A 17,558-nucleotide genomic window follows, 5' to 3' on the forward strand; every position below is an offset into this window, starting at 1 on the left:
TTGTCAGCTGCCTGTTGAGGCTTCGATTTTCGTTGAATCATTGGTCTTCTCGTCCGGCTCTTTGGTTCCGGCCGCCGGCTCTTTTGTTTCCTGCGCCTTGATGGAATCCGCAGGCGTTTCCTTGATATCCGGGACGGTCGCGTCCTTCGTCCTTTGCTTGGCGGCCGGCGCCTGCTCGGTTCCCTCGGCCTTCTTGGCCTGGCCGGAAACCGCAAAGCGCATGCGCATCCAGGCGCCGCGCTGGCCTTCGCGGAAGTCGCCGGCATCCTTCAGCTCGATGCGCCCGCCATGGTCTTCCAGCACGCGGCCGACGATCGCAAGGCCAAGGCCGGTGCCCTTGGCGCGCGTGGTCACATAGGGCTCGAGCAACCGCGAGCGCGCGACCTTGGGCAGGCCGATGCCGTTGTCGATCACGTCGATCAGCACGTCATCGCCCTCGCGCGACACCACGACGTCGATGCGGCCTTTGCCGAGCTCCTCCGGCGGGACCTGCTCGATCGCCTCGGTGGCGTTCTTGACGATGTTGGTGACCGCCTGCGAGATCAGCCGCCGGTCGAACTGGGCGCGGAGCGGATCCTCCTTGAACTCGGCTTCGATGTCGAGCTCGGGATGGGCGACCTTCATCAGGAACACCGCCTGCCGCACCGTGTCGGCGACATCCTCGCCCTCCATCACGGGCTTCGGCATCCGCGCAAAGCGCGAGAACTCGTCGACCATGCGCCTGATGTCGTCGACCTGGCGCACGATGGTGTCGGTGCACTGGTCGAAGATCTGCTTGTCCTTGGCCTCGGTGATGTCCTTGCCGAACTTGCGGCGGATGCGCTCGGCGGAGAGCTGAATCGGCGTCAGCGGATTCTTGATCTCGTGAGCGATGCGGCGCGCCACGTCGCCCCAGGCCGAGGTACGCTGGGCCGAGACCAGCTCGGTGATGTCGTCGAGCGTGATGATGTAGCTGTCGTGCGGCTGGTTCTTCTCGGCGCTGACGCGGACCGACAGGTTGCGCTCGGTGCCGTCGCGGGTGATCGTGATCTGGCCCTGCACCAGGCGCTGGGTTCCTTCCCGCGCCGTCTTCATCATCTCGTCGAGCTCGGGCAGAACGTCCGAGAGCGGATGGCCGAGCGTCTCGGCTTCGGAGTGCCCGATCAGCTTCTCGGCGGAGCGATTGAGGATGCCGACACTGCCCGAGGTATCGACGCCGATGATGCCGGCGCTCGCCGAGGACAGCACGGCCTCGATGAAGCGGCGGCGGCTGTCGATGAGGTCGCTGGCGTTGACGAGCTCGTCGCGCTGGCTGCGCAATTCCTGCGTCATCTTGTTGAAGGTCTCGCCCAGCTGGGCGAGATCGCCTTCCGACTGGTGTACCGGCACCTTCACATGGAGATCGCCGGTCGACACCGTATGGGCCGCGTTCATCAGGCGCCGGATCGGCGCCACCAGCGAGTTGGCGAAGTTCAGCCCGATCAGCACCGAGGCCATCAGGATGGTCAGCGCGATCACCGCGAACATCAGCGCGAAGGCGACCTGGATGCCGAGCCGCCGCGACTCGATCTGGGCATATTCGGCGACGCTGACCTCGGTCTGCTTGAGTTGGTTGACCACGTTGGGATCAAGCGGCCGCGCGACGTACAGGAACGTGTCGTTGAAGGCGCGCAGGCGGATCACCGCGGCGACGTAGCTCGCATCCGGCAGCACCGCGATCTCGGGCTCGTTCTCGTTGACGTTGCTGAGGAAGTCCGGCGCCGGCGGCGAATAGGCCAGCCGCATGCCGGTGTCGGCGGATTCCAGGATGTTGGTGTTCTTGTCGATGATCATCGCGCCCGGCAAATTGCGGGAGCTGGCGCTGGCAGTCAGCATCTCGCGAAACGAGCGGCGGTCCTGGTCGTAGAGCGGCCTTGCGTGGGCGATGTCGTTGGCCATGCCGAGAATGTCGCCGCGGATCAGCTGCGCATGGTCCTGCATGTAGGCGCGCGCGATGTTCAGCGAGTTCTGGATGACCTCCTTGGTCGGCCCGGAGAACAGCCGGTCGAGGCCGCGCTCGAGGGTGACGTTTGCGACCACGGAGACCAGCACCGCCGGCAGCAGCGCAACGATCGAGAACAGGCTGACGATCTGGACATGCAGGCGCGCCGCCGCCCTGCCCCGCCGCCGCGCCAGGATCAGCTGCCAGAGCTCGCGGGTGATGATCCCGACCAGCAGCAGGATCGTGCCGGCATTGATCAGGTAGAACGAGCGGACCACCTCCGGCGTCGGATCGATCCGCGTCAGGCCGGTCAGGACCAGGAAGGTCAAAAGGCCCGACAGCAGCGCCAGCGCCACGGCAAAGGGCGCCAGCCAGCGTCGCGGCGACCAGCGCCGCGGCTCTTCGGCTGGGGCCGTGTCAAAGGATGCGGCCGAGGTATCTGCGCTGGTCATTCCGACAATGGTGCTGAAAACGGGTCCGCGGCGGGCGGAGACTGATGTATTCGTACCACATTGTTGCCGAGACACTACAGTGTCAATTAGCACGTGATCTCAGTAGTTTACGGAATTCAACTTCTTCTTTTGGCCACGATTTACCAATTCGAGGACGACGGGATTCGACGGCCGCCGGCTGCTCGGCGAAGCTCCGCGGCCATCTCACTTCAGTGAAATCGTGATCTGGCTGAGGTTGGCCGCGAGCTCCAGGCCCGCCTTTGGACCCTGCAGGACGAGGGTCACGCCCTTTTCGTTGCGCAGCTGAACGCCATTGATGCCGCCGACCAAAGCGAAGCCGCCGCCGACGGAACTGTATGTCCCGGCAAAGTCGGCGACGTCGCGGATTCCCGACGCTCGTCCCTCGAACCGGCCGATGGTCGCCCCAGCGGTGATGCCCAGGCTCAGGCCGCCGACGGTGAACGGATATGTCCGGCCGCGATAGCTCAACACGCCGCGGCCTGCGCCGCCGCCGACCAGAAGGCCGGCCTTGACGAACTTGACGCGGACTTGCCCGGTCGCTTGTGCGAAGGATGGCGTCGCGGGCATCGCGAGCAGGACGAGCACCAGCGCCGCGAGGCCGGTTGCGACGGCGCGCAGGACGCCTTTCAGTCTAGGGCTTCTCGGCATCGACCTTCTTCCACGTCTGGTCGGGATCGAACTGCGTCGTGCGCCGCGCGATGAAGCTGGTCCGCGTGCCGAGATCCTTCTGGTAGACGGTGCCGTCATGGTTGACCAGAAAGGTCATCACGCCGGAATTGCCGTATTCCGCGGGCCATGCGATCAGCGCGAAGCCGCCGATCATCTTGCCCTTGACGACATAGTTGAGCGCTCCGCCGGGCGCGTTGGGCCCCTGGCCCTTCAGAATGTGGAAGTAGTAACCGTGATAGGGCGCCGGCTCGTCGCCTGCACCTTGCTTGTAGCCCTCCGCCGAAGCCTCCGCGACCAGGGCGCCGAGCGGGCTCGGGTCGTTGTCGTCGCGCCAGAACAGGCCGTCCTTCTTGCCGGCCGTGGAGACGAAGCGCTGTGCGTAGACGCCCGCACCCTCGCCGCGATCCTTCCCGGCATATTCGTTCTGCGCGTCGACATAGGCGAGCGCGGTCTGGATCGCGTCGAGCTCGTTGCGGCCGATGCGGCGGCGAAGCACCTCGATGCGGCCTTCGTCGGTATCGAACTCCCAGCCGTTCCTGGTGTTGACCAGCGGAATCGGGAACGGGAAGTCGTCGGGCCCGAGCAGCAGCGTGGCCTTCTTGTTGCCCTCGGCCTTGATCGCATGCCTGGCGTCGTACATCGAGACGAACCGCGCGCGGATGTCGGCGTCGGCGACCTCGTCGCCGGACGAGACGATGTCGTCCGCCGCCCTGCCCAGCACCTTCAAGAGGTCGCGCGGACCGCTCTTGGCTGCAGCAGCGAGTGCGGCGGCCGCGTCCTCCGGCGTCTTGTAGGATTCCTGCGCCTGTGACACTGATCCCAGAAGCGCCAGCGCCATGATGCCCGGCAGTACCGCGCGATAAAGCGACATCAGGCCGATCATGGCGCGACCTCCGCAGGAATCTTCGCGCCAGCGGCGAGCCAATCGCTGTAGGTGCGGAATTTCAGACCAAGCTTTTCATAGTGGACGCGCAGATAGCCGTCGCTGCCACGGGTCACCGCATCGGGCATCACGTATTCGACCTCCTGCGCCATGACGCCGACATAGGCCTTGTCGCTGCCGATATAGCTGAAGCGGTAATAGCCGAGGCCGTTGCCGAGATGGCCGAGCAGCGTGATGTCGTGCTTCAGTGCGATATCCGAGCGCCGGCCACCGCCACCGCCGCCGCGGAAACCACCTCCTCCGCCTCCTCCGCGGAAGCCGCCGCCTCCACCACCACGCATCGCCATTCCGCCACCGCCACCGCGACCTGCAAAGCTCGGTCCGCCACCGCCGCGCGGCATGCTGGCCATACTGGCCCGTCCCCGCGCTGATGCCGCGGCCGCCGCCCGGCCGGAGGAGACGTTCATCGCGCCGCCGCGATTGCCACCGCCGCCACGGTTGCCCGCGCCGCCACCGGCACGGTTCGCAGCCTTTGCACGATCTCCGCCACCCTTGGCGCGATCTCCGCCGCCCTTGGCGCGGTCACCGGCACCGGCACGATCGCCGCCGCCCGGCCGGTCGCGCGTCCCTGCACTGGGGCGATCCCCGGCACCCGGACGATCGCCGCGATTGCCGGCGCGATCACCGGGGCCGCCACGATCACCGCGATCACCTGCGCGATCGCCACGATCACCTGCACGATCACCTGCACGATCGCCGGCGCGGTCTCCAGCGCCTTGGTTCGGACGCAGCACCTGGTTGCCGTCGCGGCCGCGGAAATCCATCCGGTCCGATACGCCGGCCTTCAGATTGTTGTTGCCGAAGCGCTGCTGAACATTGGTGTTGTTGTAGCGCACGCCCTGGCGATGGGCCGGATTGTGCTGCCAGCCGTTGCCGATGTTGGTGGTGCGATGGTTGACGTAGACGTTGCGGTTGCCCCAGTTGCAGCCGCCGCCCCAGTAATTGCCCCAGCGTCCGATCGCCCAGGCCGTGCCGAAGGCGAGCCCGGCGGCAACCATGCCCGCGCCGATATAGGAGGGATAGCCCCAGTAATACGGCGGATACTCCGCGTACGGCCAGGTGCCGTAGACCGTCGCCGGGTCGTAATACGGCACGTACATCTCCGCAGGATTGGCCTGCTGGATGACGACGACCTGCTTGCCTTCCTGCGACTGGACGCTGACCTTCTGCTGCTTGGTGGTGACCAGCTTCTTGTTGTCATAGGCCTTGTTGCGCAGACGCTGGATCGCGTCCATCACGTCGGGCTGCTGGGCGAGAAAGGCGTCGCCCAGCTTCTGGGTCCAGTCGAGCTTGTCGCTCATCATGGAAAGAACTTCGGCTGTGCTCGCGAGCGCCTTGACGCTGTCGTCCCAGCCCTGCTTGTCGACCTCGGTCTTCAGCGCATCGCCCTTCAGCGTCTTGCGTTCCTTCAGCCAGCGGTCGGCCTGTACCACTTCGAGCGGATAGGTGGAAGCGGCCAAGACGTTGGCGAGCAGTTCGTCGGGATAGAGCGCGATCGGTGCAACCAGGGCTTCGAGCTGTTCCGGCTTCAACAGCTCGGCAGCCGGTGCTTGCGCGGTTGCAGGCTGCGCCTGCGTGCTCGGCGTCGCCGGCTTGTCGGCCGTCTGCGCAATTGCCGCGACCGGCATCGCCAGCATCAGCGCAATTGCCATCAGGGTCCTGCGGCAGCGAGACATTCCAACCTCCATCCAACTTTCCGACCGAAGATCGGGGCCGCGGCATGGGCGCTCGTTGATCGAGATCAACGAAACGGAAGCGGCCGTTTCTGTTGCAACGCGAGAGCGAATGCTTCACTCGATCAGCTCGGCCTCCATCAGCAGCCGGCTCGGTACCGTCAACCCAAGCGCATTGGCGGCTTTCATGTTGATGACGAGCTCGAACTTGCTGGCGAATTGCACCGGAAGCGTGCGGATGTCCGCGCCTCGCATGATGCGATCGACATAGCCGGCACCATCGCGAAACTGCTGGGTCAGATCGGCACCATATGACATCAGGCCGCCATTGGCGGCGTAGAAGCGGACAGCGAAAATGGCCGGCACGCGGCGCTGTGCCAGCAAGGGAATCGTCATCGCGCTCTGTGCGCTGAAGAAGCCGCCGTCCGGCAACACGACAAGGCCGGCTCCATTGCGCGCCGCCGCCTCGATCACCCCCGCGATGTCGGCTCCGCTTCGAACGCTCGCACCGGTGATCTTCATGCCGAGACGGCCTTCCATCTGGTGCGCGGCATCGATGTAGAATGGCGCATAAGGTGCCGAGTCCGGATTGAACAGAACCGCGGCGTGAGTCATGCCGGGCACCATGTCCTTGAGCAGGCTGAGCCACTTCCCGCTCATCGAGTGCTCGTAGAGTGAGAAGCCGGTCAGATTTCCGGTCGGTCGCGCCAGATTGGCAACCAGACCGGTCCCGACCGGATCAGAGAGCCCGACGAAGACGATCGGAATTCGCTGGGTGGCATCGCGCAATGCCCTGGTCGTGCCCGTGCTGGTCGCGAACAGGACGTCCGGCATGGTCGCGACGAGCTCGAGCGCCTCCAGTTTCTGCCGTGCCGGATTGGGACCCGGCCAGCGTATTTCGAGCCGATAGTTCTGGTTGGCGATCCAGCCGCGATCGGCCAGCCCCTGCTGGAACGCATCGACCCGCATCTGGGCTCCGGGATCGCCCGCAACATTGCCGGTCAACACGCCCACCGAAGGCATCGACTGCCAGGGGGCCCTCTCCTGCGCTCGCGCGGCGACCGGAAACACAGCCGCAGCGCCAAGCAGAGCCATCAACTCGCGGCGTCTCATGATCAAACCACCACCCCAATTGCCCGCGTCCAGCCCGGCCGTGACGAAACGGCGAAAGGAAACGGCCTCGGCGGGCTCAAGGTTTGATCGAGATCAAGATACCGCTGTCAGCGAATGAGCGGCAGCCTGATCGTGAACTGGGCACCGCCCCAGGGCTGGTTCTCAGCGGCGATCGTGCCGTGATGGGCCTCGATGATGGTCTTCACGATCGCAAGCCCCATTCCCATTCCTTGCGGCTTGGTCGTGAAGAACGGATTGAAGACGTTTGCGAGATCCGCGGGGGCGATGCCTGGCCCGGTATCGGAAATCCTGATCTCGGCCTGGCTGCCGGTCCGCATGGTCGACACGGCGATGTCGCGCTTTTTCATGTCGGCATCCGAGACTGCATCCATCGCATTGATGATCAAATTGAGCACGACCTGCTGAAGCTGCACGGGATCGCCCTTGACGTGCAGACCCGCGGGCACGGGCATGTAGGTCAGCGCGATGCGGCGGCCATCGGCGACGGCGCTCACCAGTCCGATCGCTTCCCGTACCGTGTCGTTCAGCTCGATATCCCTGACCTCGAACGGGGTCTTCTTCAGGACGCTGCGCAGCCGGCGGATCACCTCGCTCGCCCGCTGGTCGTCCCGTCTGATGTCGGCGAGGATCTGCCGGATCTCCTCGATATCGGGCGGAGCGGCGCTGAGCATGAGCTCCGCCGTCTCGGCGTTGGTCAGAATGGATCCGAGCGGCTGGTTCAATTCGTGCGCGATCGAAGTGGTCAGCTCGCCAACGGCCGAGTACCGGTTCACGTGCGCAAGTTCCGCCAGCCGCTGGCGCGATTCCACTTCGGCGAGCCGGCGGCGGCGACGCTCGTGCAGCAGCCCGCTGATGAGCGCGGCCTGGACCAGAAATACCGCCGAGATCATCAGCATCTGCCAGCGATAGCGCTCCCAGATGTTCGGTTCTCGAAACAGGATTTCGCTGCCGGGAGGCAACCGGCTCTCGCTGATGCCCCAGCGCTGCAATTCCCGCCAATCATATCTCGGCGCCGCGAAGCCGAGCGGCTCATAGGTGATGCTCGAAGGTTTTGTGCCTCCGAGAACGCGGAGGGCGACGCTGACGGTCCTCGAACTCGTTTCGGCAGCCGAATGCATGGGGCCGCCGACGGTGCTGCCGCCGAAGAAGGGGTCCTGGTAGGAAAAGATCGGTGCATTCGCAACCGCGTGCAGGCTGCGCAGGGCGATGTCGCTCTCGTGGACCATCCCGGCTGCGTCGACCGACATCAGGCCCCAGAACAGGACGGTGTGCGGTGGGAGACTGGATGCTCGTTTAAGGATCTCCTCGAATGACAGGTCCGAATACCAGATCAGCTCCAACCGCTCGCGCATCGGCTTCAGCTCGCGCTTCACCTCCTCCATCCAGAACTTCTCCAGCGGCGAAGCACCGATCACCATCGCGACCGCCTTCGTGTCCGGCAGCAGCTGAAGGATGTTGGCGAATGCAGCCGTGAAGTCGTTGCGGATCGCCACGACGACGTCATTGTCGGTGAGATCGGAGCGGTCGATCAGCCGGTATTCGACCGCGGAAAGAATCAACGGCGTGTCGGGAAAAAGTCTCGCGCGGTATCTCTGGGCAAACCGGGCGGCCGGCGCGCCAATCGTGAGCACAATATCGGGCAGCGCCCCCTGATAGAGCGATTGCAGATATTCGACGAAGGGCGCCTCGGGACCGGGATTGTTGAACCTCGCCGTGAGCAGCGCATGCTCCTGGATGTCGAGCGGCCATGGCGATTTCCGCTCGAGCTCGGCCTTGATGTCGCGTGCGTATTCGCTCCACGGCCGAAACTCGCGGCCAAAGGAATGCAGCACCAGCACGCGCTTGAGCTCGCCGCGCAGGTTCCGCTCGACGCCACTTGCCTTATCCGGCGACATGCACCCGGCGACGAACAGGCCCAGGCAGAACAGCACGGCAGGCCACGACCTGACCGGATCAGAGGACATGCGTCCGCTCAGCTCCAATTCCCGCAGCTTCCGGCGGCTGCTTTCCGGACAATTCTAGCGGCAATTGTCGCGCACGGACAGCCCGTGAGAACACGCCTCAGCAGCGGGTGATGGCGCGACCGCACCTGCGCCTTCGCAAGGAAGCCGAGGCGAGGCGTGCCATTGCAGGACAATCCCGCGGCAAAGGCACAATCTGTCGCTAGGAAGCGGGGCAGCGGAAATAGCGGATTTCCATATCCTCCATGCCCGGAAATAGCCGGACGATGCTGTTTGCATCCAGCTCCTTCAGGCTCAACTGAATGCTGGAGAGCATTATGTCGGTCGCGCAGGCCGCAATCAGATTGACGTTCGGGCCGTTGTCCTTCCTTGCCTTGATCCGGCAGCGGGCGAATTTTCCGACGATCTGATCTCCGTCGACGATGAAGCCGCCGCCATAGACATCCGACATGTCGGTGAAGCCGAACTGCGCGCCTTTCCGCGCAAACACCTTGCTGCAATTATCGGCATCGCCCGCCCACGCGCCGTTGAGATCGAGGGCCCTGGCGCTGGCGGCGGCAACGACCAGCGAGATCAACGTTGCGCCGAGCGTGATCAGTTTCCGTGAAGCCATCTGATGTGTCCTTTTCTCAACGTTCAATGGCCGCTCAGCACGAGTGTCTGGATCGGCAGCAACAGCGCCTGGATGCGTAGCAGCAATGCGTGCACGAGGCCGACGCCGTCCACGACGTGCAGCGCGATCTTCCGGCTGGTCGGCGTGTCCTTGGCCGAAATTTCCTCGTGGTTGCTGGTGTAGGCATTGACGACGCAGCTCGAGCCCGGCGTCACGCCCTCGAGCCCGCCTTTGTAGAGCGGCTCGAGGAACACGAGGATCGTGCCGGGACGAACGGCATTCTGCGCTTCCAGCAATTGCTCGCCGGACCGGAATTGCCCGGCTGCGATGTAGTCCTGCACGGTCGTGATCACCATCGGGATAATCACCCAGGGTCTGGATACGCAGGTCGCCTCCGCCACCATGCCGGTCTGCATCACCTGCGCCTCGATCTGGCCGAAGCCGGCCTGGAGAATCTTTCGGCCGGCTTCTTCCGGAATGAGGACGCCGGCCGGGCGCATCAGCTGGTTGACGACGTCGCCAGGGCGAACCAGGAACTGCTCGACCCGCCCGTCGACACCGGCGCGGACGATTGTCTTGTCGAGATCGACCTGGGCTTGGTCGAGCGCGGCCTCGGCGCTGGCCTTCTGCGCCGGCAGCAGCGTTGATATCTGCAAGGAGGCGGATTGCTTCGCGGCCGTCGCGGCATCTACACCGGACTGGCGCTGATCGACCAGGACCTGAAGCTTCTCGATGTCACGCTGCGGCACGATGCCGGGGTTGCGGCGCTGGAGCTCTGTCTTGACGTCGAGCTCGTCCTTGGCCTGCTGGTAATTGGCTTTCGCCTCCCCGATCTGCGCCTCGGCCTTGACCACATCGGCCTGTGCCGTCTGCATGGCGGCATCGACCTCGGCGACTTTTCGCTTGGCCGTCTCGAATGCAGCCTGCTGCTTCGAGCTGTCCAGTGTGAACAGCACATCGCCCTTCTTGACCGGTGCGCTGAAGCCGACCTTGACCTCGGCAACACGGCCCGAACCTTCGGGAAGGATCGGCACCGTTCGGAAATACAGGGTCGCCGACGACGTCGACGGATGGAAGTAGAAGATCATGGTGATCAGCGACACCGTTAGCATCAGGCAGGCGGTGATGCCCCAGCGCAGCTCGTACCAGACCGAGAAAAAGGTGATCTCCTTGCCGAAACGCTTGCCCTGGACGTAACGGCGGTAGAGGTAGTCGGGCAGGATCGTCAGCAGGGAACAGAACATCAGCTCAAACATGGCTGTGCTCCTTCTCCCTCGCCGCTGCCGGCTTGTCTGCAGGAGGCGCCGCCGCCGCGGCCTCAGCCGGCATTCCCTCGCTGTCGGCTGCAGGCGTCACTTCGGCAATCTTCTCGACGGAATCGGCGATGCTGCGCAGTGGCGTACCGAAATCCGGGATATCGATCATCGCAAGCAGCAGGCCCGCGATCCAGAAAATGTGCATATGGGTGAACAACGAGATCAGGCCGAGCACGGCGACGAACTCGAATTGCAGCTTCTGCGACTTGTGCGCCATCCGTTCCGGCAGGCTGTGCAGCTTCCAATAGAGCGTGCCGAGCCAGAGCAGGGTGCCGATCAGGAATAAGCCCATCACCACCATGAGCGGATCGGTGCCGCTTCCTGGGGCGAGATAGAACGGCAGATGGTGCGGAGCCATCGGATGAAGTTGATCGCTCAAACGTCTCTCCCGGTCAGCCAACGTGCACTTGCGGTACTGTGTTCGGGCCGCGTCCCGATTTGCTTGATTTGAATCAAGGGAACGCCCATTGCCGGACATAGCGTCCCGGAAGCTGAATGCACAATCCAGGGGAGCCGCTGCCATGCCCGGCCTCGACGAACTCATTCCCAGCGCCACGCAGATCCGCAAAGAGGCCGCACTCAAGGAGGCCGAGAAGGCGGAGGAATATGTCCGCCTCGCCGCGGCCGCCGAGGCCGAGAAGCTGGCCCTGATCGAGCGGCTGGGCAAGCCTTCCGGCAAGACCGAGGAGGAGAAGATCAAGCTCGCCTCGACCATCATCCAGCGTGCGGTGCGAAACGGGCTCACCGAGGTCATGGTGTATCGTTTCCCCAATACGCTCTGCACCGACAAGGGACGCGCCATCAACCAGATGGAAAAGGGCTGGGAGAATACGCTGACCGGCATCCCCAAGGAGATCTTCCAACTCTGGACCGACTATCTGAAGCCGCGCGGCTATCGGATCGCCTATCAGGTCATCGAGTTTCCAGGCGGCGTGCCCGGCGACATCGGCGTGACCCTTTCGTGGGGCGACGAGTAGTGCCGTAGCAGCGGAAGGACGGGGCATGGCCAAGGACGATTCTGCCGGGCGGATGAAGCGCAAGGACTATGAGAAGGAGCTGGAAAAGCTCCAAGTCGAGCTGTGCCATCTCCAGGACTGGGTCAGGGCCGAGAAGCTGAAGGTGATCATCATCTTCGAGGGGCGCGACGCCGCCGGCAAGGGCGGCACCATCAAAGCCTTGACCGAAAAGGTCAGCCCGCGCGTCTTCCGTGTCTGCGCCCTGCCCACCCCCTCCGACCGGCAGAAATCCCAGCTGTTCCTGCAGCGCTATATCGAGCAGTTCCCGGCGGGTGGCGAAATCGTGATCTTCGACCGTAGCTGGTACAACCGCGCCGGCGTCGAATATGTGATGGGCTTCTGCTCGCCGGCCGAGCACAAGCGTTTCCTGGAATTGTGTCCGCAGGTCGAGAAATTCGCCGTCGAAGGCGGCATCATCCTGATCAAGCTCTGGCTCGAGGTCGGCATGGAGGAGCAGGAACGCCGCTTCATGGCGCGTATCGAGGATCCGCTGCGACAGTGGAAGCTGAGCCCGATGGATACCGAGTCGTTCGGGCGCTGGTACGATTATTCGCGCGCGCGCGACATGATGTTCGAGGCGACCGATACCAAACATGCGCCGTGGCGACTGATCCGCTCCGACGACAAGCGGCGCGCGCGCCTCAACGTCATCTCGCATATCCTGCGGACAATCCCTTACAAGAAGGTCAAGCGCGACAAGGTCAAGCTGCCGTCGCGGTCGCACAAGGGACGCTACAACGACCAGGCAAGCCTGCGTGGATTGAAATTCGTCGAAGAGCGATACTGAACCGCGCGATATTGAAAGCGAAACGGGCTGCGATGACGCAGCCCGTTTGCCTTGAGGCTCTGGTCCGGCCTATTTCAGGCGGATCGTGACGCCGCCGACCGCGGCCGACACTTCCGCGCCGACCCGGGGACCGGTGAGCTGAAGAATCACGCCATTGGCGTTCTGCAACTGGACGGCACCGGCGCCCGCTGCGACCGCACCGCCGGCTCCGCCTACCGCATAGGACCCTTCGATCGACGCGGGTCCCCTCAGATTGAGGGCCTTGCCCACGAACTTGCTGGTCGATGCGCCGATGGTGAAGCCGACGCTCATGCCGGAGACCGTAAAGGGATATCTCTTCCCCCTCAGGAGCAGCACGCCCTCCCCGCCGCCGACGCCGACCACGAATCCGCCCTTGGTGAAGACCACCGCAACGTCGCCGGTCTCGGCACGCAACGGCGTGCTGAAACCGGTAACGGCTGCGAGCGAGGCGACCAGGACGGCGCCGATGGTGAACTTTCTCATGACGATTTCTTCCTCCTATTGAGCCAGGATCATGGCGAAGTAGCCAAACACGGTAAGCAGGATGCCCGAGACGGCATAGCCGACCGGAAATCCGATCCAGGGTACCGAGCTCTGGATTTCGACCGCCGCCTCGCGGCACGGTCCTGAATGCGATCGGGCGCCGGCGACGCCGCCCATCAGCACGGCAGGATTGATCTTGAAGACGTGGTAGCCGATCGCCCAGACGATGAAGGGCGGGATCGTGCAGGCGATGAAGCCGACCAGGAAGATCTTCAAGGCGACCGCGCCGGTGAGCTGTGCCAGCAGTCCCGCGCCGGCATTGACGCCGACGATGGCGACGAAGACGACGAGGCCGAGATCCTCCAGCACGTTGCGCGCCGCATTCGGCGTGTTGCCGAAGAAGCGCAGCCGCGACACGACCGAGGACACGATCACGCCCGACAGCAGGAGGCCGCCGGCGTTGCCGAGGCCGATCTTGGCGCCGAACGCCGGGAACTCGATCATGCCGATCAGGAAGCCGATGATCATTCCGACAGCCAGCGTCAACAGATCGGTCGAGGTGTTGGACCGCGCAATGCGGCCCCACATCTCGCCGAGCTCGTTGACGGCGGACTTGAGGCCGACTACCGAGACGATGTCCATGCGCTCCAGCTTGGTCTTGAGACCGGCGGGAATCTGCACGCCGCCGCGCTCGACCTTGGTGACCTGGAGCTGGCCGGCAATCGCGGTATCCCGGAAGGACTCGAAGGTGCGGCCCACCACCTCCTTGTTGGTGATGAGGATCTCCGCCTGGTCCATGGGAATGCCGAGCGTCTTGGCATCGGCGACCTCCGGGCCGATCAGGCCCATCTTCTCGGTGAGATGCTCGGTCGAGCCGCCGAGTGCGACGATGTCGCCCTTCTGCAGCACGAGTTCGGGATCGGCCCCTTGCGGCACGCCGTTCCGTCCCACATTGACGATGCGGTATTCCGGATTGATCGCGCGGAATTTCGCGATGCTCATGCCGACGGTCGCCGGATTTTCCAGCCGGTAGGCACGCAGACCGAACTGGCGATAGCCGGTCAGGCCGCCGCCCTCGAGGTCCTTGACGCCGAACTCCTGCTCATACTGCTTGGCGGCGGCCTTGGCATCGACGCCCCACCAGCGCGGCAGATATTTGCAGATCAGGATGATGCCAACGGTGCCCCAGATGTAGGTGATGCCGTAGGACAGCGCGATCATGCCCGAGGCTTGCTCGGGCTTCATCCCCTCGGGCAGCTTGACGACGCCGGAGCTGATGGCCTGCTCGGCCGAACCGATCGCCGCCGACATGGTCTGCGACCCCGCCAGCATGCCGCCGGCCGCGCCGGGCGGCAGCGAAAACATCTTGGCGCCGAGCACGACGAGCGAAAGGCCGACGACACTCGACACCACGGCCAGCAGACAGAATTTGAGGCCGTCGCCCTTCAGGCTGTTGACGAAGGACGGACCGACGCGCAAGCCCACGCCGTACATGAAGAGATAGTAGAACAGGCTCTTGGCAAAATTGTTCAGCTCGAGCTTCACACCATAGGTGGAGGCCCACACCGACAGACCGGCGCCGACCACGATGGCGCCGGCGACCATGCCGAGGCCATAGCCCTTGATGCTGGCCCGCCCGATATAGACGGCGAGCCCAACGACGAAGAACAGCAGCAGATACGGGTTCTGCTGCAGGAATGTGAAGAACGCCTGCATGTTCGTCCCCTCCAAGCCTTATGACGCGGCCTTCAGCTTCGGCTGAGCACCGGGCTTCGGCCGGCCGAGTTTTGCCAGGGCTTCCGTGCGCACGAGCTTCAGTCCCTCCTTGGCGTCGTAGCCATGGATCTCCTTGACATCTAGCTTGCGCATGAAGTCGATGGTTTCCTGGGTGATGACCTGGCCGGGCACCATGATCGGGAAGCCCGGCGGATACGGGATCACGAAATTGGCCGAGACCAGCTCCGGTCCGGCCTTCAGGCGGCGGTCGATCTCGGGATCGTTGAGGCGGATGTGCTCGCAGCCGGCGACGTCATAGGCGGCGTAGAAGCCGCTGCGGATGTCGCCTTCGTTGGTCTTGTCGCCGGCATCGCCGCGGAAGCTCGGGTGGAAATGCGAGAAGTTCGGCAGATCGGGCACGTCTTTCATGAGGCTCGTCACCCGCGCCTCGAAGGTCTTCCTGGCATTGGCGCCGCCCTGGGCGAGGCCGCGGTCGATCTCGCCGGCGATCTCGGCGAGCACGCGGATCAGATGCGCAACGTCGCTGCGGGTGTTGTTGATGTTGGATTGGACCAGTACCGAGTTGCGCGAGGTCTTGTTGACCTGGATGTCGTACTCGTTGGCGAGAATGCCCTTGAACTGGGTGCCGTCGAACCCCGCGGTACCGCACACCAGCGTCATGCGGGTCGGATCGAGGCAGAACTCGTCCTCGTCCAGGCTCTTGAGCGTATTCGCCCAGTTGACGCCGGGGGCGAGAAAATCGGTGAAGCCGCTCTGGCGATATTGCGCCGGCACCATGGCATCGGCACCGAGGATGCGGAAATATTTCGAAATCAGCGGATTGTTGTTGACCGCCTGGCGGATCGCGAACGCGATCTCGATCGCATTGGCGACGAGGCCATAGCCCTCGAGCTCCATCTGCCGCCGCGAGATATCGAGGCTGGCGATCAGCTGCTGGTTCGGGCTGGTCGAGGCATGGGTGAACACCGCTTCCTTGAACTGCTGCTCGACGGTGTGGAATTCCACGTCCTTCACCGAAAGCATCGAGCCCTGGCGGATCGCCGACATCGACTTGTGGGTCGAGTTGGTCTGGTAGACGCGCAAGCGAATCTGCCTGGGGTCGGGGATCAGCCGGGTCTTGAGCAGCAGCTCGTCCGACGGGTTCTTGCCCAGCTCGGCCTGCTGCTTCTCATAGGCGGCGACCGACTTGGGATCGCGCATCCACGCCTCGATCTCGTTGGCCGCGCCGAGGCCAGTGCGGCGACGCAGGAATGGAGAAAAGCGCGCGAAGCCGAACCAGGCCTCGTCCCAGAGGAAGATCAGGTCGGGCTTGATGGCGAGGCATTCCTCCATCACCCGGCGGGTGTTGTAGATGTGGCCGTCGAAGGTGCAGTTGGTCAGGTCGATCATCTTGACGCGGTCGAGCCGGCCGTCGGCCTTGGCGTTCAGGAGCGCCTGCTTGATCGTCTTCAGCGGCACCGCGCCGTACATCGAATATTCCGTCATCGGGAAGGCTTCGACATAGAGCGGCTGCGCGCCGGCCAGTACCATGCCGTAGTGATGCGACTTGTGGCAGTTGCGATCGACGATCGCGATGTCGCCGGGCGCGAGCAGCGCCTGCACCGCCATCTTGTTGGACGTCGAGGTGCCGTTGGTGACGAAGAACACGCGATCGGCGCCGAGGGCCCTCGCCGCCTTATCCTGCGCCTTCTTGATGTTGCCTGTCGGCTCCAGCATGCTGTCGAGGCCGCCGGTGGTGGCGCTGCTCTCGGCGAGGAACAGGTTCGGCCCGTAGAACTCGCCCATGTCGCGGATCCAGTCGGACTTGAAGATCGACTTGCCGCGGGCGATCGGCAGCGCATGGAAGGTGCCGATCGGACGCTGGGCGTATTTCTTGAGATTGTCGAAGAACGGCGTGTCGTAACGATCCTGGATGCCTTCGAGGATCGACAGATGCAGCTCCAACAGCTCCTCGACCGAATAGAAGATGCGGCGGACGACGCTGGCCTCGGGATTGCCGGCGAGCTCCTCCACGTCGCGGTTCGAAATCATGTAGAGATCGAGCTCGGGCCTGACCCGCTTGATGATCTGCGCGAGCCGCAGCGCGGATGCGTCGGTTTCATCGTTGAGGCCGGCCGCGGCCATGATCGAGCGGAGCACCGGCGCATTGTGCCGCGAACGCAACCCAAAGCCCTCGTTGATGATGACCGCCCCGATGTTCGGATTGAGCATCGTGGCGCAGAAGGCATCCTCCAGGCTGCCGACGATGACGGGCTCATAGACGAAGCCGTCGACCGGCCGCCGCAGCTTGCGCCATTCTGCGGCGAGTGCCGGCCACTGGCCGGATGATACGCCGGTGACGATCAGGGTTTCGAAATATGGCCGGCGCGCCGCATGCGCGCCGAAGCTCGGTGGTGCCAGCTCGGGCGCATCGCCATTGCCGTCATCCTTTGCGCTCCAGTCGCTGGCATGCTGACGAAAGGATCGCGTCGCCAGCGCCTGGGAAATTCTTGTCGCAAGGGCGAACGATGTCGCGCCGTCGCCGGCGACTGCTGCTTCCCGCAGCGCCGCCATCAGTTGCGGACCGGGATAGCCGTGATACTCCTCCGTGACCGAAAGCTCGGCCAAGGCCGCGTCGTAGGCCGCGCGATTGCCGACGCGAGCCCAGACCTTCGCGGCCTCCACCAGGTCGCGCCAGTCGTCCGCCCGTGCACCAGGGCCGGAGAAGAACTGGTCGATGCGCTTCTGTGCGGGCTTGGTGTCTTTGGACATGGCTCTCTCCCGATTGGTGCC

14 protein-coding genes are annotated in these 17,558 nt (G+C 64.2%); 2 read left to right on the top strand and 12 right to left on the bottom strand.

The genetic code is table 11. The annotated features are described in order from the left end of the window. Positions 1-3: 3 nt before the first annotated feature. The 9 genes from ACRQ5Q_RS21925 to ACRQ5Q_RS21965 form a co-directional block, all read right to left on the bottom strand. On the bottom strand, positions 4-2,412 hold the full coding sequence (locus ACRQ5Q_RS21925) for an ATP-binding protein (RefSeq protein WP_439392287.1): 2,409 nt from the start codon (positions 2,410-2,412) through the stop codon (positions 4-6). 204 nt (positions 2,413-2,616) lie between these two features. Continuing rightward, entirely contained in the window at positions 2,617-3,081 is a 465-nt protein-coding gene (locus ACRQ5Q_RS21930; protein ID WP_439392288.1) for a hypothetical protein, read from the bottom strand. Next, positions 3,065-3,985 (bottom strand): DUF2950 domain-containing protein, encoded by a 921-nt coding sequence (locus ACRQ5Q_RS21935; protein WP_439368006.1) that lies wholly within the window; start codon positions 3,983-3,985, stop codon positions 3,065-3,067. The genes ACRQ5Q_RS21930 and ACRQ5Q_RS21935 overlap by 17 nt, the downstream gene beginning before the upstream one ends. Continuing rightward, entirely contained in the window at positions 3,982-5,721 is a 1,740-nt protein-coding gene (locus ACRQ5Q_RS21940) for a DUF3300 domain-containing protein (protein ID WP_439392289.1), read from the bottom strand. Before ACRQ5Q_RS21940 ends, ACRQ5Q_RS21935 begins: the two co-directional genes overlap by 4 nt. 114 nt (positions 5,722-5,835) lie before the next feature. After that, positions 5,836-6,831, bottom strand: a complete 996-nt coding sequence (locus ACRQ5Q_RS21945) for an ABC transporter substrate-binding protein (RefSeq protein WP_439368003.1) — start codon at positions 6,829-6,831, stop codon at positions 5,836-5,838. A 107-nt stretch (positions 6,832-6,938) separates the two neighbouring features. Continuing rightward, positions 6,939-8,816, bottom strand: a complete 1,878-nt coding sequence (locus ACRQ5Q_RS21950) for a sensor histidine kinase (protein ID WP_439368002.1) — start codon at positions 8,814-8,816, stop codon at positions 6,939-6,941. Between the two features lie 199 nt (positions 8,817-9,015). Then, positions 9,016-9,426 (bottom strand): hypothetical protein, encoded by a 411-nt coding sequence (locus tag ACRQ5Q_RS21955; protein ID WP_439368001.1) that lies wholly within the window; start codon positions 9,424-9,426, stop codon positions 9,016-9,018. A 23-nt stretch (positions 9,427-9,449) separates the two neighbouring features. Next, complete coding sequence (locus tag ACRQ5Q_RS21960) at positions 9,450-10,682, bottom strand: HlyD family secretion protein (RefSeq protein ID WP_439368000.1); 1,233 nt, start codon at positions 10,680-10,682, stop codon at positions 9,450-9,452. Beyond that, positions 10,675-11,100: a hypothetical protein gene (locus ACRQ5Q_RS21965; RefSeq protein WP_439375599.1), complete on the bottom strand. Its 426-nt coding sequence runs from the start codon at positions 11,098-11,100 to the stop codon at positions 10,675-10,677. The genes ACRQ5Q_RS21960 and ACRQ5Q_RS21965 overlap by 8 nt, the downstream gene beginning before the upstream one ends. Positions 11,101-11,263: 163 nt before the next feature. Between ACRQ5Q_RS21965 and ACRQ5Q_RS21970 the strand changes: the two genes are divergently transcribed. Both ACRQ5Q_RS21970 and ppk2 read left to right on the top strand, forming a co-directional pair. Continuing rightward, positions 11,264-11,719: a hypothetical protein gene (locus ACRQ5Q_RS21970; RefSeq protein WP_439367999.1), complete on the top strand. Its 456-nt coding sequence runs from the start codon at positions 11,264-11,266 to the stop codon at positions 11,717-11,719. A gap of 25 nt (positions 11,720-11,744) precedes the next feature. Beyond that, entirely contained in the window at positions 11,745-12,545 is an 801-nt protein-coding gene (gene ppk2, locus ACRQ5Q_RS21975) for a polyphosphate kinase 2 (protein ID WP_439367998.1), read from the top strand. A gap of 69 nt (positions 12,546-12,614) precedes the next feature. On the opposite strand, the gene ACRQ5Q_RS21980 is transcribed toward ppk2, so the two are convergent. From ACRQ5Q_RS21980 to ACRQ5Q_RS21990, 3 genes are read right to left on the bottom strand one after another with little or no spacing between them, the layout of a single operon-like run. Further along, positions 12,615-13,049, bottom strand: coding sequence for a hypothetical protein (locus ACRQ5Q_RS21980; RefSeq protein WP_439367997.1), 435 nt, complete (start codon positions 13,047-13,049; stop codon positions 12,615-12,617). Positions 13,050-13,064: 15 nt separating this feature from the next. Beyond that, positions 13,065-14,765 (bottom strand): aspartate:alanine exchanger family transporter, encoded by a 1,701-nt coding sequence (locus ACRQ5Q_RS21985; protein ID WP_439367996.1) that lies wholly within the window; start codon positions 14,763-14,765, stop codon positions 13,065-13,067. Positions 14,766-14,783: 18 nt separating this feature from the next. Then, the gene (locus ACRQ5Q_RS21990; protein ID WP_439367995.1) at positions 14,784-17,537 is read right to left on the bottom strand and encodes a decarboxylase; all 2,754 of its coding nucleotides are present in this window, start codon (positions 17,535-17,537) and stop codon (positions 14,784-14,786) included. Between the last annotated feature and the right edge of the window lie 21 nt (positions 17,538-17,558).

It is taken from the genome of Bradyrhizobium sp. PMVTL-01 (assembly GCF_051861855.1).
Classification (GTDB): domain Bacteria; phylum Pseudomonadota; class Alphaproteobacteria; order Rhizobiales; family Xanthobacteraceae; genus Bradyrhizobium.